The organism is Acetobacterium sp., from assembly GCF_030652775.1.
Classification (GTDB): domain Bacteria; phylum Bacillota; class Clostridia; order Eubacteriales; family Eubacteriaceae; genus Acetobacterium.
The window spans coordinates 64,822-83,705 of the sequence record NZ_JAUSPS010000056.1 but is presented as its reverse complement, the minus strand read 5'-3'; the positions used below and the strand labels follow the sequence as shown (position 1 = coordinate 83,705).

The window sequence follows — 18,884 nt, the reverse complement described above, 5'->3', positions numbered from 1 at the left end:
ACATTAGTAAAATGAAGCCCGATATCTGCTAAAATTGAGGAAGCCGTCATTGATATCATTAAAAGTGATGCAATTGATAAGATAACCAGTTTTATTCGTTTATTTTCCAATGGGAACTCCATTTTTAAAAATGTACTTTTTTTTAATAAACTGTATCAATTATTTCTTACCCATGATGACATAAAATATTCGATGTCAAAAGCTTCAAGACCTTTATCCAAATCATTAGGGATGAAGACTCAACATCTTGTTTCGTCAAAATAGCATTGTCGGGAGAGCGTTTTTTATTCGAAAAAAGAGAGGGAATTCCTCTCTTTTTTAATCATGAACTTTTTAAGTGATTGATCTAATTCCGGATAATCTCAATTTTATAACCGTCGGGATCGGTGATGAAATAGTAACGGGGTTTGCCATCGCCGCTGAGTCCTTTAGGCTGGGTGGGTTGATAACCCTTAGCTTCGTGGGCTGCCCAGGAAGCCTCAAGATCATCGACAAGTACCGCTAAATGACCGTAGGCCGTTCCTAAATCATAAGGAACCACCTGACCATAGTTATAGGTCAGTTCTAACTGATGACCATTGGGATTACCGTCACCTAAAAATACCAGGGTAAATTCATAGCTTGGTTCATCTCGGCGCTTCACTTCCGCAAAACCCAATGCTTCTTTATAAAAGTCCAGGGATCGTTCCAAATCCAAGACCCGAATCATTGTATGTGCCATTTTGTAATTTCCCATAATTGTCTCCTTCTTGTTTGTAATTTATAGTAATTTTAGTGGTGCTCGCCTGAACATCCTTCGGTGCCTTCGAAATTTCTGATTAATGGCAAAGTTCTTTGCTTCATCAATTCAAGGGCTTCCCAACCGGAATGACTGGCTCCCAGAAAACGGGTCAGACAGGCATCAGCCAGAAGATCAAAAGATTGCTGACTTTTGAAATTACCAGTGATAATTCCTTCACAGTTCAAATCGATGATTTTTTGAGCCAGCTGCTCAGCGGTTAAGTCCCCGATTTCTTCTATTGCCTCGATGGCGTTTTCTGACCGATGTACTACCAACAAATACGGGCTGGTATCAAATTCAGAAGACACCGCTGACACCAGTGTATTTCCATCCATTGTCATTGCTATTTTCATACTTTTCTCCAATCTTTTTAATGATAACAATTAGAATTTTCTTTTAATTTAGAGGGTTGAGCATGGTTTTGTAAAAGGCATAGGCTTTGGAAGATTTTCCGATGCAGTAACCGATATAGTGTTCCAGCAGATCATTTATTTTTATCGCCTCCGCCGGGTTGACTTCCCGATCCTTGAGTTGCTTAATCGGCTGTCTTAAAAAATCCCGGAGCAGTTCCAGCATAGCGGGGCTTAACTTATAGAGATATCCCTCAGTTTGTTCCCGGCAACCGCTGCAGATGACCCCATTGTTTTCAATGCTGAAGAGACTTATATCATGATCACTCTGGCAAACCATGCATGTTTCCAGAACCGGACGATAGCCTAAATAACTGACTAGTTTCATCTGAAAGGCGCCCACTAAAACCAGGTCGTTTTTGGCTGTTCCGCCAGATATATAAAATAATACGTGGAGGAGCAGTTTTAAAATTTCCGGGCTTTTCTGGAAAAATTCGTAGGCATTATACATCAGATCCAGCAAATAAGAAGCCAATGCCATTTTGGTCAGATCATTCCGTAACGGATAAAAGGCCTCGATCAAATTGGACTGATTGATGATACCAAAATTTTTGCCGGGATAATAAACTAATTCACTGTAGGCAAAGATCTGGGTGCTGGCCAGAAGGCCACTTTTCTGACGGCGGACGCCCCGGGCAATGCATTGAATCTTGCCTTCATCTTCGGTGAAGATGGTCAGAATTTTATCCTGTTCTTTATAGGGCTGTTCTTTGATGACCAGTCCCTTTGTTTTAATCAGTGCCATAATTCTCCCAACCAGAGGATTTATTCAAAATAGCCTAAATCTTTCAGATCAAAATTCTTATCCCGCCAATCGGAGCGCACCTTCACCCATAGCTGCAGATTGATCTGCGATTTCAGGAAAAACTCGATATCTTTCCGGGCCTGAGTGCCAATCTTGGTCAGCATCGAACCACCCTTGCCGATCAGAATGCCCTTGTGGGTTTTTCGCTCGCAGAAAATGGTAGCTTCGATGTCAATGATGTCTTTCCCTTTACGGGGCTTCATGGCGGTTACTTCTACGGCAATACCATGGGGAACCTCATCATTTAAAAGATTCAGGAGTTTTTCCCGGATCAGCTCCTGAACAATCCAGCGTTCTGATTGATCAATGATCATATCGGCCGGGAAAAACATCGGTCCCGGACTGAGAAGTCCGGTGATAAGATCCAGTAGTTCTTTGACCCCATCCCCCGAAATGGCAGAAATGGGAATGATGGCTTTAAGGAAATCATATTTCTGATAGGCCGCAATGGTGATTAAAACATCTTCCTTGGGAAGTAGATCAATTTTGTTGATGACTAAAATAACCGGGGTCTTACTGGCCTTGAGTTTTTCCAGAATATACTGGTCACCCGGCCCGATTTTTGTTTCCGGCTCAACCAGATACAACACTACATCCACATCGGATACGGTGTTTTCGGCAGCTTTTTGCATGTAGTCGCCTAATCGGTTTTTGGGGCGATGCATCCCCGGGGTATCGATAAAGACCATCTGCGCCTGTTCATCGGTATAAATACAGCGGATGGCATTTCGGGTGGTTTGGGGTTTGGCCGAAGTGATCACCAGTTTCTCCCCCATAATATTATTAAGCAAGGTTGATTTCCCCACATTGGGGCGGCCGACAATGCTGATAAATCCGGATTTAAAGTTTTCGTTCATAATTCACATTCTTTCTCTGGTTAAAAAAACCAATTAATAATTTTCGGTAAAAAGATAATCAGTCCCACGCACACCGACATGATGGCAGCCACCATAACAGCGCCGGCCGCAGTGTCCTTGGCAACCTTGGCCAGATGATGATATTCCTCGGTATAAAGATCCACCAGGGTTTCGATAGCGGTGTTGATGATCTCCAGGATAAAAACAAAGCCGATCACAATTACCAGTGCCAGCCATTCATAATTTTCGATTTTAAAAATAAAACCAAAGGCCACGGCTAAAAACCCGACGCCAAAGTGAATACGCATGTTGGGTTGGGTTTTTAGGGTGTATAAAATACCTTGGATGGCAAAAGAAAAACTCTTTTTTAACTTTCTTCTGATCTTTCCCACCTCCCGATCTTTTGTTTCTGATTAGGATAAAGATAAATTTTAAGCCAGTTTCCGTTTGGGTGGGCGATCTAGTCGTCACCCATAATTTCTTTTTCAATCCGACGCATCGCCGATTTTTCGTCATTCGCCATATGGTCATAACCCAACAGATGAAGAACGCTATGCACCGACAGATAGGAAAGCTCTCGGGTCAGGGTGTTACCGTATTCTTTGGCCTGCGTTTCGGCCTGCTGGATGCAGATGACAATATCTCCAAGCAGCAAGGGCAGAAAAGGATTCTCTTTAATGATCACTTCCCGATGGAGGATAAAATCCTCATGCATGGGAAAGGACAGCACATCGGTGACTGAATCTTTGCCCCGATACTCCGAGTTCAGCGCTGTTATTTCAGCGGCGCTGACAAATGAAAAACTGACTTCACATTCCACTTCAATTTCCTGATCCAGCAGGGTTCGTGCCATGGCGTCTTCTATTTCTTCCAGGATGGTGTCGGCTATTTCAAAATCACTGCGATTATCATAAGCTACTACGAGCATATTATTTCCTCTCTGGTTTTCGTCTTTTATTTCTTTTTTTTGTTCGCTGCTTTGGCTTGTGCTTCTTCTCTTGCGGCGGCTCGCATGGCAGATTTTTTAGCATCCGTCAATGTTGTTTGATCCGGGATCAGCTCATCATAGGGCGGGGTTGTCATGTGCGAGAGCATGCCAAAACCATGGTTAAAATCAATTATGGTAATACTCCCCAATTTAATGTCAAAATGCCATTTGCAGTCAAGGGGCAGATTCAGCATGTTCGTAAGCATGCCATGGATCGTGCCGCCATGGGCCACCATTAAAACCGTTTCGCCCTCATTCAATTCAGCTAAAAATTCAGCGCAGAGATCATGATATTCCCGTTGACTCTGACCCTCAGGCACTGCGTAATCTTTATAATTCGCCATCCATTGATCCCACTCTGTCGCAAAGATGTCAATGCATTCGTCCCGGGTTTTCCCTTCAAAAATTCCAAAGTTGAACTCCCGGAGTCGGTGATCAACCTGGATCTCTTTTCCAGTTGAATTCCCCACCGCCTGAGCGATTTTAAAAGCCCGGGAGGTGGGACTGGCAAAGATTTTATCAAATGACAATTTCTCATCCAGCGCAATCAATTCTGCTACTAACAGTTCTTTCATTGCCTCACCCCGAGGGGTATAGTCAGATTCGGTGTGGCCATTGAGGCGATGCTCCACATTTCCATATGTTTCGACATGTCTTACCAGTACAAGTTTCATCTATTCTTCCTTACGTGATATTTAAACTTTTCCTATATTATAACTCATTTTAATCCGGGAAACCAAAATATTTTTGCCAACCATCACCTTTTTAGTTATAATTAATAAAGTATCTTAGAAAGGAAGTCACCATGGAAAAAACTAAAAAACAATCTCTTTTCGCTGATCTGGGTCTCGTGGCGGTGGCATTTGTTTGGGGCAGCGGTTTTGTTGCTTCGAAAAATGCTCTGGATTCGATGACGCCGATGATGCTGATGGCGGTCAGATTTACGGTCGCCGCCCTGTTATCTGGATTTATCTTTCGGGGAAATTTAAAAAAAGTTTCTAAAGAAACCATTAAGGCTGGCTGTGTGATCGGATTTTTTCTGTTCACTGCGTTTGCCGCCCAGATGATTGGTCTTCAATATATGCTGGCCGGCAAGCAGGCCTTTTTAACAGCTACCAATGTCATTATGGTGCCCTTTATTTATTGGGCGGTCAAAAAACAGCGGCCGGATCAGTACAATTTTGTGGCGGCCTTCATTATGCTGTTGGGACTGGCCCTGCTGACCATCGATTTTTCCGTTGGGTTTTCCTTCAATCCCGGGGATACCTTAACGGTTCTTTGCGCCTTTTTATATGCCTGTCATATTGTGGTAGTGGGAATCTACTCAAAACAGCATGATCCCATTGCCCTGACGGTGATCCAACTTGGCTTTGCAGCGGCGGTTTCCCTGGCCTATGTGTTTATTTCCGGAGAATTTACCCTGGTCATCCCGGTGCCCGGTCTCTTGAACGGCTTATATCTGGGGATATTCTGCACCTTCCTGGCATTTTTAGGGCAGACGGTGGCTCAGAAATATACCAACTCCACCCATGCCGCTATTATCCTCAGTCTGGAAGCGGTTTTCGGAAGCCTGTTATCCATTCTTATCCTTGGCGATAACTTTACTTCCCTGATGTTTTTGGGCTGTCTGATCATTTTTGTGGGGATCCTTACTGCTGAAACCAAGTGGTCTTTTGTTAAGCCATTATTTCTTAAAACAAAACCGGAAAATCCTGAAAAAATCACCGAGATTTAGCTTTTTCTTTACAGATTTATTCTCAATATGCTATGATAACCTCCAATCGCAAGAATAATTGCAGAGGAGGTTTTTTTTTGAAAACTCAATTTAATATTGGAAATCTGGAATTTTCCAAACCGATCGTCCAGGGTGGCATGGGGATTGGTATTTCCCTTTCCAACCTGGCTGGAAACGTCTCAAAATTTGGCGGTCTTGGTGTTTTATCTGGTGTCGAAATGGGCTCTGATTACCCAGACTATCAGAAAAATCCCAAAGGAGCGAACCGGCAGGCCATGGTGGATCACTTTAAGCGTGCTAAAGAAATATCCGGCAATCGTCCCATTGGGATTAATATTATGGTAGCTTTGACCCAATACGAGCAACTGGTCAAAGATGCCGTGCAAACCGGATACGACATTATTTTTGCCGGCGCTGGTCTGCCCTTAACGCTACCGGAACTAACCCGTAATTCCTTAACCAAGATCGCCCCGATTATTTCTTCTAAACGGGTGGCCAAACTGATTTTAAAACACTGGTGGCGTCATTATGAAGTCGCTCCGGATGCCATTGTCCTGGAGGGTCCCCTGGCTGGCGGTCATTTAGGCTTTAAAAATGAAGATCTCACCCCGGAACGGCTGGCTGAACAAGCGCTGCCATCACTGATTCCCGGCGTCCTTGAAGAAATCAAACCCTATGAAGATCTGGTCGGACGACATATTCCCTTAATCGCCGGCGGCGGTATTACCACAGCAGCCGATGTCCGGGAAACCCTGGCAGCTGGTGCCGATGCGGTGCAGATCGGTTCCCGATTCGTAGCCACCGCCGAATGCGATGCCTCCCCGGCGTTTAAAGAGGCCATCGTCAATGCCAAACAAACCGATATTGAAATCATTGTCAGTCCCGCTGGTTTACCGGGTCGGGCGATTCATAACCGCTTTCTGGAAGAGGTTAAAGCGGGGCTGCGCCATCCTAAAAACTGCCCCATTAATTGTATTAAATCCTGTGATTACAAAACCGCTCCTTACTGTATCGGCCTGGCGCTGATTGCCGGAAAAGAGGGTGATCTCGATAATGGATATGTTTTTTGCGGAGCCAATGCCTATAAGATCGCTGAAATCACGACTGTTGAAGCCTTAATGAATGAATTGCTGAAAGAAATAAATAACTAAAATTAACTGCATCAGTCAGCGATTTAGAAGTCTGTTAATCTTAATGGGTTCTAAGAAAGCGGCTAAAATTTGTGCTTTTATTGACAAATCTTTTTTTAGAGCTATAATTAGTTAGACAATCTAACGTTATTGGAGGTGACCCTGTGGACTCTTTTTCTTCCCAACTCAACGCCGTTTTGGTTGATACATTCAATAATATTCTTAAATTTGAAGAGGATTTGCTCAAACAATCGACGAATATTGATTTATCAATCAACGAAATGCATCTGGTTGAGCATGTGGGAAAAAACGAAAATGATGGAAAAACCATTAGTGATCTTGCCCAAAGCCTTAATATTACGCTCCCTTCTGTGACCGTAGCTATCAATAAATTGGTCAAGAAAGGGTATGTAAAGAAAGAGAAGAGCAATACCGATGGACGGGTTGTATACGTCCGGCTCACCGAAAAAGGTTTGCGGATCGATAAAATTCACCAATATTTTCATGTGAAAATGGTGAAAGATATTTCAAAGGAAATGACCGATGAAGAAAAAGAAGTTTTACTTCACGGCATGGAGAAATTAAATGGTTTTTTTAGAAAAAAATTATCAAGGTTATCTGACGAAAATCAAACGTCTGAGCCTTGATGCTTGGAGGAACAAATGTCCTTTACAATTATCGGAACCGGTTCTGCATTGCCAAAAACAATTCAGACCAACGAAGACCTCGCTCAGTTTCTGGATACATCCAATGAATGGATCGTTTCCAGAACTGGCATCGAAGCGCGACATATTTGTGTGGCAGAATCCATTTTAGATATTGCCCTGGAAGCCAGTGTGAACGCCCTCGAAAACGCCCAAATCAAACCAGCAGAACTTGATTTGATTATCTGCCCCACCCTTGGCGGCGATACCGTTACCCCTTCCCTGGCCTGCCTGATTCAGGAACAGCTCGGTGCGACCTGCCCCAGTTTTGATCTCAATGCTGCCTGCTCCGGCTTTGTCTATGGGTTGGATGTGGCCGATGCTTATTTTTCCCGAAATGCTGACTTGAAAATTCTGGTCATTGCCGTGGATGCTATGTCCAAGCTGGTGGACTGGCAGGATCGCGGTACAGCTGTTCTTTTCGGAGACGGAGCCGGTGCTGCCGTGCTGGCCAGCGGCAACAGCCTGAAAGCCATTCAGCTGACCGCCGTCGGAAACCAGCATGCCTTAAGCATTCCCTGGCCTAAGGGTAATCATCCCCTGACCAAAAGCCAATCCAACCCGGCTCCCTATCTACTGATGGATGGGCCGGAAGTTTATCGCTTTGCGGTAGCTGCCATCTGCAGTGACTTACGCTCAGTAGCAAAAGCCGCCGCTATCGATCTGGCAGATATCGATTATATCATTCCCCACCAAGCCAACCTGCGGATTATCGAAGGAGCCGCCAAGCGACTGAAACTACCGATGGACAAATTTGTCCTGAGAGTCAATGGTTGCGGGAATACCTCAGCTGCCAGTATCCCCCTGGTGCTGGATGAACTTAACCGTAACGGTCTATTCAAAACCGGCACCCGGATTGCCTTAACCGCCTTCGGCGGTGGCCTGACAACCGGCGCTTGCGTCATCGAATGGGCCTGATCATCATACGGCATAATGTAGTTAGAAAAAATTAAATCGAAAAAAGACTTCAGCTAAAATTCTGAAGGAGTACCGACAATTGTTAGATCATGTTGTATGTAACAGATTAACAATTGGTCGGCACGGTATCTCAAGTAAAAATTTATTTAAAATCTTAGGAGGATTAATCAAATGGTATTAGAAAAAGTAGTGGAAATTTTACGGAATTATAAAGATGAGCAAGATCTGGAAGTAACAGCAGCATCAACCTTTGAAGAACTGGAACTGGATTCTCTGGATACCGTGGAACTGGTCATGGAAATTGAAGAAGCCTTTGATACCAGCATTGAAATGGATGGCGAAATCAAGACCATCGGTGATGTGGTAACGCTGATCGAAAAAGCAATCGCTTAGGTGAAATAACATGATTAAAACACCACTCTGCGATCTTTTAAACATTGAATTTCCCATCCTTCAAGGAGGAATGGCGTGGATATCCGATGCTCAGCTTGCGGCTGCCGTGTCAAATGCAGGTGGTTTAGGGATTATTTCGTCAATGAACGCCGATGAAAATTGGCTGCGAAGTGAAATTCAGAAGGCCAAAAGCTTGACCGATAAACCTTTTGGTGTCAATGTGATGCTGATGAATCCCCACGTCGACAAAATTGCCCAGGTTCTGATTGACGAAAAGGTACCAGTTGTGACAACTGGTGCCGGTAATCCGGGTAAGTTCATGAAGCTATGGATTGAAGCCGGCATCAAGGTCATCCCGGTGGTACCTTCCACCGGATTGGCTCGCTTTTCTGAACGGGCTGGCGCCACGGCAGTGATTGCCGAAGGCGGCGAATCCGGTGGACATGTCGGTGAAATGTCCACCATGCCATTAATTCCCCAGGTCTGTGACGTCGTTTCGATTCCGGTGATTGCCGCTGGCGGAATTGGCGATGGCCGGGGCATTGCCGCTGCCTTAATGCTAGGTGCAGTGGGCGTTCAACTGGGCACTCGTTTTTTAGTTGCCCACGAAACCAACATCCATGAAAATTATAAAGATAAAATAATTAAAGCCAAAGATATTGATACCACCCTCAGCGGCCGGTCATTGGGTCATCCGGTGCGTTCCCTAAAAACAACCTTTTCCAAAGACTTTATTAAAGCCGAAAATGATCCCACTACGCCACCAGAAGTCCTGGAAGAATACGGTCGGGGTGCGCTTCGCATTGCCGCTCAGGAAGGTGATTCTCAAAAAGGTTGCTTCATGGCTGGTCAGATTGCTGGAATGATTAAAGAAAAACAAAGCGTGAAGGAAATTATTTTAACACTGGCTCAAGAAACCGAAACAGTTTTAAAAGGAGGAACACAATGGGTAAAATAGCACTTCTCTTCCCCGGTCAGGGCTCGCAGTATGTTGGTATGGGCAAACCCCTTTATGAACTCAGTCCATGCTCCCGGGAAATTTTCGACCAGGTTGATGCCGTTCATCCCGGCACCTCAAAACTTTGCTTTGAGGGCCCGGCTGAAGCGCTCAACCAAACTCAGAACACCCAACCCTGCATTTTTGCAGTGGAACTGGCGGCTCTGGCGGCCTTGAAATGTGTTGGGGTCGAAGCCCAGGGGATCGCTGGCTTCTCACTGGGGGAAGTAACCGGTCTGGTGGCGTCCGGCGTCCTATCAATGGAAGACGGATTGAAGTTTGTTAAAAAACGTGGTCACGCCATGGATGAGGCGTCTCAGATGACCCCGGCGGCGATGGTGGCGGTTTTAAAACTTGACAACGCTAAGGTTGAGGCACTCTGCAAAGAATTCAACCAATGCTACCCGGTTAATTATAATTGTCCCGGGCAACTGGTTGTTGCCATGCTTAGAGATGATCAAGAAGTGTTTTTAACCCGGGCGAAAGAGCTGGGTGGTCGGGGCATTCCCTTAACACTGTCCGGCGGCTTTCACTCTCCTTTTATGACTTATGCGACCAAGCTATTGGAAAAGAAAATTTATGAATTAACATTTTTAGCAGGGTCCATTCCCCTCTATTCCAACGCTTATGCAAAACCCTACCCCGAATCTCCAGTGGATATCCGTGATTACATTCTTCATCAGATCAATCACCCGGTGTTATGGGAACAAACCATGCGCAACATGATTGCCGATGGATTTACCACCTTTATTGAATGCGGTCCCGGAAAAACCTTGGGCGGCTTTATAAATAAAATAGATAAATCGGTTACCTGCTATCACGTTGAAACAGTATTGACTGATTATCTTGAAGCAAAAAATGCCGGAAAGGAATGGTCTTTTGTATGTTAACAGGAAAAACTACGCTGGTTACCGGCGGCGCAAAAGGAATTGGCCGAGCCATCGCCCTTAAAATTGCCGAGGCTCATGGAAATGTAGCTATTATGTACCGGGGCAGTCAGAAAAATGCTGAGCAAACTATCGCTGAACTGTTGGCGATGGGTGTTCAGGCCAAAAGCTACCAATGTGATGTCTCTGACTTCAACGCCACCAAAGGACTGGTAGCCCAGGTCATTAAAGACTTTGGGGGATTGGATATCCTGGTGAATAATGCCGGCATTACCAATGATAAGTTATTAATCGCCATGAAAGAAGAAGATTTCGACAGCGTCATCAATACCAACTTAAAAGGCGCCTTCAATATGACAAAACATGTTGGAGCCTACCTTCTTAAACAGCGCAAAGGCCGAATTATCAATATTTCCTCGGTTTCAGGTCTGATGGGCAACGTTGGACAATGTAATTATGCCGCTGCTAAAGCGGGTCTTATCGGCCTGACAAAGTCAGCTGCTAAAGAAATGGCCATGCGGGGGGTCACCTGCAATGCGATTGCCCCGGGTTTTATCGATACTGATATGACCAAAGAATTAAAACCCGAAATTAAAGCAGAAATTCTCAAACAAATTCCCTTGAAACGTTTAGGACAGGCCGAAGACATCGCCAATCTCTGCGTTTATTTAAGTAGCGATTTATCAGGCTATATTACAGGAGAGGTCATTAAAGTTGATGGCGGTCTCTATATTTAGGAGTAATCAATGAATCGACGAGTTGTTATAACAGGATGTGGTGCCGTTTCTCCCGTGGGTAGCACTGTAGATCTTTTATGGGAAAACCTGAAAAACGGAAAATGTGGCATCGATTTTATTAAGAAATTTGATACCACTGACTTAAAAGTGAAAATTGCAGGCGAGGTTCATGATTTTGAACCCCTTGACTATATTAAAAAAAATGAAATCCGAAAAACCGATCTATTTACCCAATATGGTATTGGTGCGGCCGTCCAGGCGATGGAGGACAGTGGTGTCCAAGCTCATGTGGATCCTACCCGACTGGGTGTTTATATCGGCTCCGGCATTGGCGGCATTCATACCTTTATTGATGAATGCCATAAAATGGATACCAAAGGCCCCAGCCGGATTTCGCCTTTTTTTATCCCGATGATGATTTCAAATATTGCTGCCGGTACCATCGCCATTCGCTATAATGCCCAGGGCCCCTGTCTACCGATTGTCACAGCCTGTGCCACCGGCACTCATTCGATTGGAGAAGCCTTTCGAAGTATTAAGCACGGTTATGCCGATGCCATTATTGCCGGCGGCACCGAAGCCAGCATTTCACCTCTGTCGGTGGCCGGCTTCACCAATTTAACGGCCCTGACAACTGTGAATGATCCCGCCCGGGCCTCCATTCCCTTTGATAAAAATCGCAGTGGTTTTGTTATGGGTGAAGGAGCTGGGGCACTGGTTCTGGAAGAACTGGAATCAGCCCTGAACCGCGGTGCCAAAATCTATGGCGAAGTTGTCGGCTACGGCAATACCTGTGATGCCTATCATATTACTGCCCCCCATCCCGACGCCATTGGCGGCACCCGGGCTATCAGCCTGGCGATGGCCGAAGCAGTCAGTTCGGGCATTAAGTTTGAGGAAGCTCAGATTTATGTAAACGCCCACGGCACCAGCACCCCACTTAATGATAAATCAGAAACCATCGCCATTAAAAATGCCCTGGGCGAACATATCAGTCGCACCCTGGTCAGTTCCACCAAATCAATGACTGGCCATATGTTGGGGGCAGCCGGAGCCATCGAAGCGATTGCCTCGGTAATGGCCTTAAAAGATGGCATTATCCCCCCCACCATCGGTTACAAAGAAGCTGATCCGGATTGTGATCTGGATTATGTTCCCAATGAAAAACGGGTCGTCCAGAGTGACGTTGCCCTGTCCATCTCCCTTGGATTTGGCGGTCACAATGCTTGTCTGGCATTTGTTAGATAGAGGAGAATAAGCCATGGAATTAAATATAGAAACCATACAGGCTCTGGCCAGAATCATGTCTGAAGAAAAACTCACCAGTCTGGCTCTTGATCAGGGAAACTTGAAAATTGAAATAAAACGGGAAATCGGATCGACGCAAGCATCTGGGATTACCTTTCCAGAACCCCAGATGACAGCAACTGAATCACTTCCCCATCATACCCAGCCGGTGGCGGCGGAAGCCATTGAGATTGCTGAAACTGCCCATTGGAAAGAAATAAAATCGCCAATGGTTGGGGTCTTTTACCAAAGCAGTCAGCCGGATAAACCAGCTTATGTGGTCAAGGGTCAGAGCTTTGCAGAAGGTGATACCCTTTGTATTATTGAAGCGATGAAACTGATGAACGAAATTACCGCTGAAACTCCCGGAACCATTATGGAAGTCTGCGTCGGCAACGGCCAGGTTGTTGAATTCGGCCAGGTACTCTATCGCATTGTCGAAGACTAGATTTTAGACATCGTTACTAACCCAGTACCGACAATTGTTACATCATGTTGTACGCATCGGAGCGAACAGGTTGACAAACCTGTTCGATTCTGCGGCGAACAACAGATTAACAATTGGTCGGTACGGTATTTTATTGCCAACCACACCGTACCGATCCTGATCGGTACGGCTAAATTATGTTAACGGTCTGAAAAATTACTAAACAGAATTTTATATAAATTCAGAAGGAAATCAGAATGAAACGTGATGAATTAAAGAAGATCCTGCCTCACCGGGAGCCGATGCTCCTGATTGACGAGGCTGAAAAAATAGATGATGCCACCGCCACCGGACGCTACACCGTTAAAGGCGATGAGTTTTTTTTGCAGGGTCATTTCCCTAGAAACCCGGTCGTACCCGGTGTTATTCTTTGTGAAATTATGGCCCAGACCTGCTGCGTCTTAATGGCCGATCTGGATGGTACCAACAAGACGCCCTACTTTACCGGTCTGAATAAGGTAAAGTTTAAAGAAAAGGTCTTCCCCGGTGATACCATTGAAATCACCTGCAGTATTACCCGGTCCAAGGCGCCTTTTTATTTTGCCAGCGGCTCCGGTTCGGTCAATGGCAAGGTTGCCGTGGTGGGAGACTTCTCTTTTGCCCTGATTGAGTAAGGAGGGCGGCTGTGTTTTCTAAAATACTGATAGCCAACCGGGGCGAAATTGCCCTGCGGATTATCCGCGCCTGTAAAGAAATGGGCGTGGCCACCGTTGCCGTCTTCTCCACCGCTGATGAAAACAGCCTCCATGTAAGCCTGGCCGATGAAAGTATTTGTATAGGCCCGGCTGCGGTTACTGACTCTTATCTGAATATCTCAGCGATCTTATCAGCAGCGGTGTTGACTGGAGCAGAAGCCATCCATCCCGGCTATGGACTGCTTTCGGAAAACCCCAAGTTCGCCCGGCTGTGCGCCCAATGCGGCATCGCCTTTATCGGCCCGACCTGGGAAATCATCCAGAAAATGGGCGACAAGGATCAAGCCCGCGCTACCATGGCTGCTGCCGGGGTACCGATAGTGCCCGGCACTGATATTCTTAACGATCCAACTGAGGCTCATCAAAGAGCCGATGAAATCGGCTATCCGCTGTTAGTCAAAGCCCGTTCCGGCGGTGGTGGCAAGGGGATCCGGCTGGTCGAACGATCCGAAGATTTTCTCAACGAATATTCCCTGGCTCGACAAGAAGCGCAAAATGCTTTCAATGACGATGGCGTTTATCTGGAAAAGTTTTTAACCCGGGTTAAACATATCGAAATTCAACTGCTTTGCGATCAGCAACAGCATGTCGTTGCTCTGGGCGAACGGGAATGCTCAATCCAGCGTAAAAATCAAAAACTATTGGAGGAAAGCCCTTCCCCTTCCCTGACTCCGGAAATCCGCCATGCCATGATGGAAGTTTCCCGTCAGGCAGCACTGGCCATTGGCTATGAAAATGCCGGTACCATTGAGTTTTTAATGGATGCCCAGGGTCATTTTTATTTTATGGAAATGAACACCCGGCTACAGGTTGAACATCCGATTACCGAAATGGTCACCGGGGTGGATATTGTCAAATGGCAGATCCGGATTGCCGCCGGATTGCCGCTGACCTTTGGTCAGGAGGATGTCCATATTCAGGGTCACGCCATCGAATGCCGGATCAATGCCGAAAATCCGCTGCTGGATTTCCGGCCAAACTGCGGAACCATTAGTTTTCTGCATGTTCCCGGCGGTCCCTGGGTGCGTTTTGATACCCTGCTCTATCAAGGATACTCGATCCCGCCCTATTATGACTCGATGGTTGGCAAGCTGATTGTCCATTCCAAAACCCGGGAGCTGACGATTCGCAAAATGAAGGCCGCCTTGTGCGAACTGGTGATTGAAGGCATCGACCACACCAGCCAGGTGCAATTGGATATTCTCAGTCATCCCTTATTTATTAAGGGCGACTATTATACCGATTTTATGGAAAATGAATTCGGCAAACCCTTGGCGAAATAGAAATGGAGGTTTTAAATGCTAAATAAAGGTCTATTTAAAAAGCCTAAAAATGAACTGGAAGCCCAGCATCGAATTAAACGCAAAACGGATCCGGCCATTCCCTCGGAACTGTGCCGGAGCTGTCCGTCCTGTAAACAATTGAGCTTCACTTCAGATTTAGAAAACAACTTCCATGTCTGCCCTAAATGCGGTCACCATTTTCGCATCAATGCCCGACAGCGGCTGAATATGATTATTGATCAGGATACCTTTGTCGAACAGTATCACGAGCTGTCTTCAACCAATCGACTAGAATTTCCCGGATACGACGAAAAACTGGCGCAGGCCACCCTGTTCAGCCACGAAAACGAAGGGGTCATCATTGGAACTGGAAAAATTGGCAGTCACAAGGTTGCGCTATTCGTCATGGAAGCTACTTTTATGATGGGTAGCATGGGTCAGGTAGTCGGTGAAAAAATCACCCTGATCTTTGAATATGCCCTGAAGCATCGTCTGCCGATGATTGGCTATACCGTTTCCGGCGGAGCCCGGATGCAGGAAGGGATGCTGGCGCTGATGCAGATGGCAAAAACCAGTGGCGCGGTCAAACGTCACAGTGATGCCGGTCTGTTATACCTGACGGTACTGACCGACCCGACCACCGGCGGTGTGACAGCCAGTTTTGCCATGGAAGGCGATATTATTCTGGCCGAACCGGAAGCCCTGATTGCCTTTGCCGGCCCCCGGGTGATTGAACAGACCATTCGTCAGCGATTGCCAAAAGGCTTTCAGCGAGCCGAATTTTTACTGGAAAAAGGATTTGTTGATGCGATTGTCCCCCGCAGTATCCAAAAAGAAACGGTGAAGCGGTTATTAACCCTTCATGGAATTCCCAAAGGCGGTGATCAAAATGGAAGCATATAAACGGGTTGCCCTGGCTCGTAAAAAGACCCGCCCGACGGGACAGGATTTTATTGATAATCTGTTCACCGATTTTATTGAGCTTCACGGTGATCGCTGTTTTGGTGACGATCCGGCGATGATTACCGGTCTAGGTATGCTGATGGACATGCCGGTTACGGTTATTGCTCAGGAACGGGGTAAAACTACAAAGTCCCGGGTCAAGCGTAACTTCGGTTCTTCCCATCCCGAAGGCTACCGAAAAGCCCTGCGGCAGATGAAGCTGGCCGAGAAATTTAATCGACCGATTGTCTGTCTAATTGATACCTCTGGCGCATTTTGCGGCATCGGTGCCGAAGAACGGGGTCAGGGTCATGCCATTGCCAACAATCTGATGGAAATGATGGGCCTTAAGGTGCCGATCCTGTCCATCGTCATTGGCGAAGGCGGCAGCGGCGGGGCTCTCGCACTGGGGGTGGCCGATGAGGTCTGGATGCTGGAAAACGCCATTTACTCGGTGATCTCTCCTGAAGGTTGCGCCAGTATTCTCTGGAAGGATGCTTCCAAAACCAAAGAAGCCGCCAACTGTCTGAAGCTGACCGCTCAGAATTTACTGGAACTCCAGGTCGTCGATAAGATCATTTCCGAAAATCATCGTGATTTTAAAAATGTTTATCGGGAACTGAAAATCGGCTTGTACAAATGTTTTCAAAAAAATCAGGCTTTGGATCATCAACAATTGACGGAATACCGTTACCAACGCTTTCGCAAATACGGTGCGATCGAAACCATTACCGAATAATTATTTAAAAACAACCGGATCGATCAATGAAAAAAGCAGATAACTACCCGTTGTTCTGCTTTTTTTTTATTTACCCGGAGCCGAAATGATGATATTATCAACCATATGTAGAAACCTACAAAAATTCAGAAAAGGAGTTGATGCCATGACTGGAGATAGAATTAAATGCGAACTTGTTTATAGTAAAATGTTAACCGCTGTTGAAGACATCATGTTGGAAGAGTTTGATTTACCGGAGGGCTGTATTGATATCGGAATTTTCACTACCCAATACGACGGTGTGGGTTACTGTGCTGCCGATGAAGCCACCAAAACATCAAACGTCGATGTTGTTTACATTAAAACCCTTTACGGTGCCGGTGCCGGAATCAATGACGGTCAGGTTTTTGGGGTCATCACCGGACCGACAGTTTCTGACGTGGAAAGCGGATTGCGCTATATCCGGGACTATGCCGAAAACAAAGCCAGCGTCTACAGCGTCAATGACGATGACAGTAACCTGATTTATGCCCAACTGGTTCCTAAAATCGGCAAGTATTTTTCAAAAACCTACGGTCTGCCGATTGGTTCATCGATAGCTTTCCTGTTTGCCCCAGCTCTTGAAGGGGTTGTCGGGATCGACGAGGCTTTAACGGTTGCCGATGTGGAAGTGGTTAAATTCTTCGGCCCCCCGACCAACTCAAATCTGAGCGGCGCTATTTTGACCGGTACCCAATCCAATTGTCGAACCGCTTGTGAAGCATTTAAAAACGCCATTATCAGCTGCGTTGAAGATCCGGTTGATTATTGATCTTTGCTTTATACTAAAGCTTTATTTAAACTTCAATTAATATTCGTGCATGCAAAAAGAACCGTCATCAGACGGTTCTTTTTGTTATTGCGGTGATGTTTAATAATACATAGTCTGCATCATGGATGCGACAATGGCCATCACAATGCTGGAGAAGATGATGGAAAGAACGATACCGATTCCCATAAAGATCAATGTTGCCCAGGCAAAGTGTTTTTTGGTGGTGCTGGTTTTAGAATCAACGCTCCAAATAATTAGCATGACAATATTAACAATCGGTAAGTACAACAGCAACAGGGTCAGCATCCAGTCACCCAACGTCATCGGCACTTCGGTGTTTTCTGCGGCTGCCTGACGTTGCGGCGGTGCCTGATATTGAGACGAAGTTTGCGTAGGTTCGGGAGTGGTTATGATGGTTTCCGAGATAATGATCTCTTCCTCCACAATACCATCAGCTATGATTTCATCTTCGACAATTTCGTGGGATAAGATTTCCTCATCTGGGGTTTCCCCGAGAATCTCTTTTCCGGAAATATCATGAGAACGGTTTTCGTTGTCGAAAACGCCCGCAGTGAAATCTTCTTCCCCACCAGCATTTTCCTTCAGCACATTACCACAATTACCACAAACGACATCATCTGGACCGATACCGGCGTAACATTTTGGACAATACTTTGCCATTGCGCTCACATCCTTTTTATTTTATTTTATCATAAAAACATGATGATTTCAAAATATAATTCAGGATACAACTGCAATTTTCTTAATCACCTGATCTTCGCGCGGTTTATCTGATCGATCCCGAGCTACCGCAACGATTGCATCGGCTGTTTCGATTCCTGAAATCACCTTACCAAAAGCCGCATATTGACCATCTAAGAATGGCGCATCATCGACCATGATAAAAAACTGGGAACCGGCAGAGTCTGGCATCCCGGAACGAGCCATGGAGATTACTCCCTTAACATGTTTTAGATCATTAACGACACCGTTGCCAGAGAATTCGCCTTTAATGGTGTGTCCTGGACCACCCATACCGCTACCCTGGGGGCATCCGCCCTGAATCATAAAACCGGGAATGACCCGATGAAAGATTAATCCGTTATAGAAGCCATCATTGACTAAGGTTAAAAAGTTTTCTACGGTTATCGGGGCAACTTCCGGATAGAGCTCCACTTCTATTGTCTGGCCATTTTCCATTTCAATTTTTACGATTGGATTTGCTGTTTCTGACATAATTCCTCCAAAAATTTCATTTAATTTTTACTTCAATGTAGTATACACCAAATGAAATAAAATGAAAAGCAGTTCGCCAAAGT

24 protein-coding genes are annotated in these 18,884 nt (G+C 45.7%); 15 read left to right on the top strand and 9 right to left on the bottom strand.

All coding sequences use genetic code 11. From position 1 onward, the window contains the following. Positions 1-346 precede the first annotated feature (346 nt). The 7 genes from Q7J41_RS10525 to Q7J41_RS10495 all read right to left on the bottom strand — a co-directional run bounded on the left by Q7J41_RS10525 (position 347) and on the right by Q7J41_RS10495 (position 4,515). Positions 347-736: a VOC family protein gene (locus tag Q7J41_RS10525; protein WP_304887844.1), complete on the bottom strand. Its 390-nt coding sequence runs from the start codon at positions 734-736 to the stop codon at positions 347-349. Between the two features lie 35 nt (positions 737-771). Continuing rightward, positions 772-1,134 carry a hypothetical protein gene (locus Q7J41_RS10520; RefSeq protein ID WP_304887842.1) on the bottom strand — a complete coding sequence of 121 codons (363 nt, stop codon included), beginning with the start codon at positions 1,132-1,134 and terminating at the stop codon, positions 772-774. 43 nt (positions 1,135-1,177) lie between these two features. After that, entirely contained in the window at positions 1,178-1,936 is a 759-nt protein-coding gene (gene recO, locus Q7J41_RS10515) for a DNA repair protein RecO (protein ID WP_304887840.1), read from the bottom strand. Between the two features lie 20 nt (positions 1,937-1,956). Then, complete coding sequence (gene era / locus Q7J41_RS10510; protein ID WP_304887838.1) at positions 1,957-2,853, bottom strand: GTPase Era; 897 nt, start codon at positions 2,851-2,853, stop codon at positions 1,957-1,959. Between the two features lie 20 nt (positions 2,854-2,873). Continuing rightward, a complete protein-coding gene (locus Q7J41_RS10505) occupies positions 2,874-3,245 on the bottom strand; it encodes a diacylglycerol kinase family protein (RefSeq protein ID WP_304887836.1) in 372 nt (123 codons plus the stop codon). 68 nt (positions 3,246-3,313) lie between these two features. Beyond that, positions 3,314-3,781, bottom strand: coding sequence for an rRNA maturation RNase YbeY (ybeY, locus tag Q7J41_RS10500; protein WP_304887835.1), 468 nt, complete (start codon positions 3,779-3,781; stop codon positions 3,314-3,316). A 26-nt stretch (positions 3,782-3,807) separates the two neighbouring features. Beyond that, positions 3,808-4,515 carry a histidine phosphatase family protein gene (locus tag Q7J41_RS10495; RefSeq protein WP_304887833.1) on the bottom strand — a complete coding sequence of 236 codons (708 nt, stop codon included), beginning with the start codon at positions 4,513-4,515 and terminating at the stop codon, positions 3,808-3,810. Positions 4,516-4,646: 131 nt separating this feature from the next. On the opposite strand from Q7J41_RS10495, the gene Q7J41_RS10490 reads away from it, so the two are divergent. From Q7J41_RS10490 to eutL, 15 genes are all read left to right on the top strand, one after another. Then, positions 4,647-5,576: a DMT family transporter gene (locus tag Q7J41_RS10490; protein ID WP_304887831.1), complete on the top strand. Its 930-nt coding sequence runs from the start codon at positions 4,647-4,649 to the stop codon at positions 5,574-5,576. A gap of 77 nt (positions 5,577-5,653) precedes the next feature. After that, on the top strand, positions 5,654-6,727 hold the full coding sequence (locus Q7J41_RS10485; protein WP_304887829.1) for a nitronate monooxygenase family protein: 1,074 nt from the start codon (positions 5,654-5,656) through the stop codon (positions 6,725-6,727). Between the two features lie 143 nt (positions 6,728-6,870). Next, complete coding sequence (locus Q7J41_RS10480; RefSeq protein WP_304887826.1) at positions 6,871-7,353, top strand: MarR family winged helix-turn-helix transcriptional regulator; 483 nt, start codon at positions 6,871-6,873, stop codon at positions 7,351-7,353. A 15-nt stretch (positions 7,354-7,368) separates the two neighbouring features. Further along, entirely contained in the window at positions 7,369-8,328 is a 960-nt protein-coding gene (locus Q7J41_RS10475; RefSeq protein WP_304887825.1) for a beta-ketoacyl-ACP synthase III, read from the top strand. A gap of 171 nt (positions 8,329-8,499) precedes the next feature. Continuing rightward, positions 8,500-8,721: an acyl carrier protein gene (locus Q7J41_RS10470; RefSeq protein WP_304887823.1), complete on the top strand. Its 222-nt coding sequence runs from the start codon at positions 8,500-8,502 to the stop codon at positions 8,719-8,721. A gap of 10 nt (positions 8,722-8,731) precedes the next feature. Further along, the gene (gene fabK / locus Q7J41_RS10465; protein WP_304887821.1) at positions 8,732-9,679 is read left to right on the top strand and encodes an enoyl-[acyl-carrier-protein] reductase FabK; all 948 of its coding nucleotides are present in this window, start codon (positions 8,732-8,734) and stop codon (positions 9,677-9,679) included. Then, complete coding sequence (locus Q7J41_RS10460; RefSeq protein WP_304887819.1) at positions 9,667-10,608, top strand: ACP S-malonyltransferase; 942 nt, start codon at positions 9,667-9,669, stop codon at positions 10,606-10,608. The genes fabK and Q7J41_RS10460 overlap by 13 nt, the downstream gene beginning before the upstream one ends. Further along, complete coding sequence (fabG, locus tag Q7J41_RS10455; protein ID WP_304887817.1) at positions 10,602-11,342, top strand: 3-oxoacyl-[acyl-carrier-protein] reductase; 741 nt, start codon at positions 10,602-10,604, stop codon at positions 11,340-11,342. The genes Q7J41_RS10460 and fabG overlap by 7 nt, the downstream gene beginning before the upstream one ends. 9 nt (positions 11,343-11,351) lie before the next feature. Beyond that, on the top strand, positions 11,352-12,590 hold the full coding sequence (gene fabF, locus Q7J41_RS10450) for a beta-ketoacyl-ACP synthase II (RefSeq protein ID WP_304887816.1): 1,239 nt from the start codon (positions 11,352-11,354) through the stop codon (positions 12,588-12,590). A 13-nt stretch (positions 12,591-12,603) separates the two neighbouring features. Beyond that, positions 12,604-13,077, top strand: a complete 474-nt coding sequence (accB, locus tag Q7J41_RS10445; RefSeq protein WP_304887814.1) for an acetyl-CoA carboxylase biotin carboxyl carrier protein — start codon at positions 12,604-12,606, stop codon at positions 13,075-13,077. A gap of 236 nt (positions 13,078-13,313) precedes the next feature. Beyond that, positions 13,314-13,730, top strand: coding sequence for a 3-hydroxyacyl-ACP dehydratase FabZ (gene fabZ / locus Q7J41_RS10440; RefSeq protein WP_304887812.1), 417 nt, complete (start codon positions 13,314-13,316; stop codon positions 13,728-13,730). Positions 13,731-13,741: 11 nt separating this feature from the next. Next, complete coding sequence (gene accC, locus Q7J41_RS10435) at positions 13,742-15,094, top strand: acetyl-CoA carboxylase biotin carboxylase subunit (RefSeq protein WP_304887811.1); 1,353 nt, start codon at positions 13,742-13,744, stop codon at positions 15,092-15,094. A 15-nt stretch (positions 15,095-15,109) separates the two neighbouring features. Continuing rightward, positions 15,110-15,997: an acetyl-CoA carboxylase, carboxyltransferase subunit beta gene (gene accD / locus Q7J41_RS10430; RefSeq protein WP_304887810.1), complete on the top strand. Its 888-nt coding sequence runs from the start codon at positions 15,110-15,112 to the stop codon at positions 15,995-15,997. Beyond that, on the top strand, positions 15,984-16,775 hold the full coding sequence (locus tag Q7J41_RS10425; protein WP_304887809.1) for an acetyl-CoA carboxylase carboxyltransferase subunit alpha: 792 nt from the start codon (positions 15,984-15,986) through the stop codon (positions 16,773-16,775). The genes accD and Q7J41_RS10425 overlap by 14 nt, the downstream gene beginning before the upstream one ends. Positions 16,776-16,920: 145 nt before the next feature. Beyond that, positions 16,921-17,565 (top strand): ethanolamine utilization microcompartment protein EutL, encoded by a 645-nt coding sequence (gene eutL, locus Q7J41_RS10420; RefSeq protein WP_304887807.1) that lies wholly within the window; start codon positions 16,921-16,923, stop codon positions 17,563-17,565. 99 nt (positions 17,566-17,664) lie between these two features. Here the strand turns inward: eutL and Q7J41_RS10415 are convergent, their stop codons facing one another. Continuing rightward, positions 17,665-18,246 carry a zinc ribbon domain-containing protein gene (locus Q7J41_RS10415; protein WP_304887805.1) on the bottom strand — a complete coding sequence of 194 codons (582 nt, stop codon included), beginning with the start codon at positions 18,244-18,246 and terminating at the stop codon, positions 17,665-17,667. A 60-nt stretch (positions 18,247-18,306) separates the two neighbouring features. Beyond that, positions 18,307-18,801, bottom strand: coding sequence for a peptidylprolyl isomerase (locus Q7J41_RS10410; protein WP_304887803.1), 495 nt, complete (start codon positions 18,799-18,801; stop codon positions 18,307-18,309). Positions 18,802-18,884: the final 83 nt, after the last annotated feature.

Coding starts and splice junctions, on each gene's coding strand:
- Q7J41_RS10495 (WP_304887833.1), bottom strand. CDS start 4,515: ATGAAACTTGTACTGGTAAGACATGTCGAAACATATGGAAATGTGGAG.
- Q7J41_RS10475 (WP_304887825.1), top strand. CDS start 7,369: ATGTCCTTTACAATTATCGGAACCGGTTCTGCATTGCCAAAAACAATT.
- Q7J41_RS10490 (WP_304887831.1), top strand. CDS start 4,647: ATGGAAAAAACTAAAAAACAATCTCTTTTCGCTGATCTGGGTCTCGTG.
- fabZ (WP_304887812.1), top strand. CDS start 13,314: ATGAAACGTGATGAATTAAAGAAGATCCTGCCTCACCGGGAGCCGATG.
- fabK (WP_304887821.1), top strand. CDS start 8,732: ATGATTAAAACACCACTCTGCGATCTTTTAAACATTGAATTTCCCATC.
- Q7J41_RS10525 (WP_304887844.1), bottom strand. CDS start 736: ATGGGAAATTACAAAATGGCACATACAATGATTCGGGTCTTGGATTTG.
- recO (WP_304887840.1), bottom strand. CDS start 1,936: ATGGCACTGATTAAAACAAAGGGACTGGTCATCAAAGAACAGCCCTAT.
- fabF (WP_304887816.1), top strand. CDS start 11,352: ATGAATCGACGAGTTGTTATAACAGGATGTGGTGCCGTTTCTCCCGTG.
- Q7J41_RS10415 (WP_304887805.1), bottom strand. CDS start 18,246: ATGGCAAAGTATTGTCCAAAATGTTACGCCGGTATCGGTCCAGATGAT.
- Q7J41_RS10470 (WP_304887823.1), top strand. CDS start 8,500: ATGGTATTAGAAAAAGTAGTGGAAATTTTACGGAATTATAAAGATGAG.
- era (WP_304887838.1), bottom strand. CDS start 2,853: ATGAACGAAAACTTTAAATCCGGATTTATCAGCATTGTCGGCCGCCCC.
- Q7J41_RS10520 (WP_304887842.1), bottom strand. CDS start 1,134: ATGAAAATAGCAATGACAATGGATGGAAATACACTGGTGTCAGCGGTG.
- Q7J41_RS10460 (WP_304887819.1), top strand. CDS start 9,667: ATGGGTAAAATAGCACTTCTCTTCCCCGGTCAGGGCTCGCAGTATGTT.
- Q7J41_RS10425 (WP_304887809.1), top strand. CDS start 15,984: ATGGAAGCATATAAACGGGTTGCCCTGGCTCGTAAAAAGACCCGCCCG.
- accB (WP_304887814.1), top strand. CDS start 12,604: ATGGAATTAAATATAGAAACCATACAGGCTCTGGCCAGAATCATGTCT.
- ybeY (WP_304887835.1), bottom strand. CDS start 3,781: ATGCTCGTAGTAGCTTATGATAATCGCAGTGATTTTGAAATAGCCGAC.
- eutL (WP_304887807.1), top strand. CDS start 16,921: ATGACTGGAGATAGAATTAAATGCGAACTTGTTTATAGTAAAATGTTA.
- Q7J41_RS10410 (WP_304887803.1), bottom strand. CDS start 18,801: ATGTCAGAAACAGCAAATCCAATCGTAAAAATTGAAATGGAAAATGGC.
- fabG (WP_304887817.1), top strand. CDS start 10,602: ATGTTAACAGGAAAAACTACGCTGGTTACCGGCGGCGCAAAAGGAATT.
- accD (WP_304887810.1), top strand. CDS start 15,110: ATGCTAAATAAAGGTCTATTTAAAAAGCCTAAAAATGAACTGGAAGCC.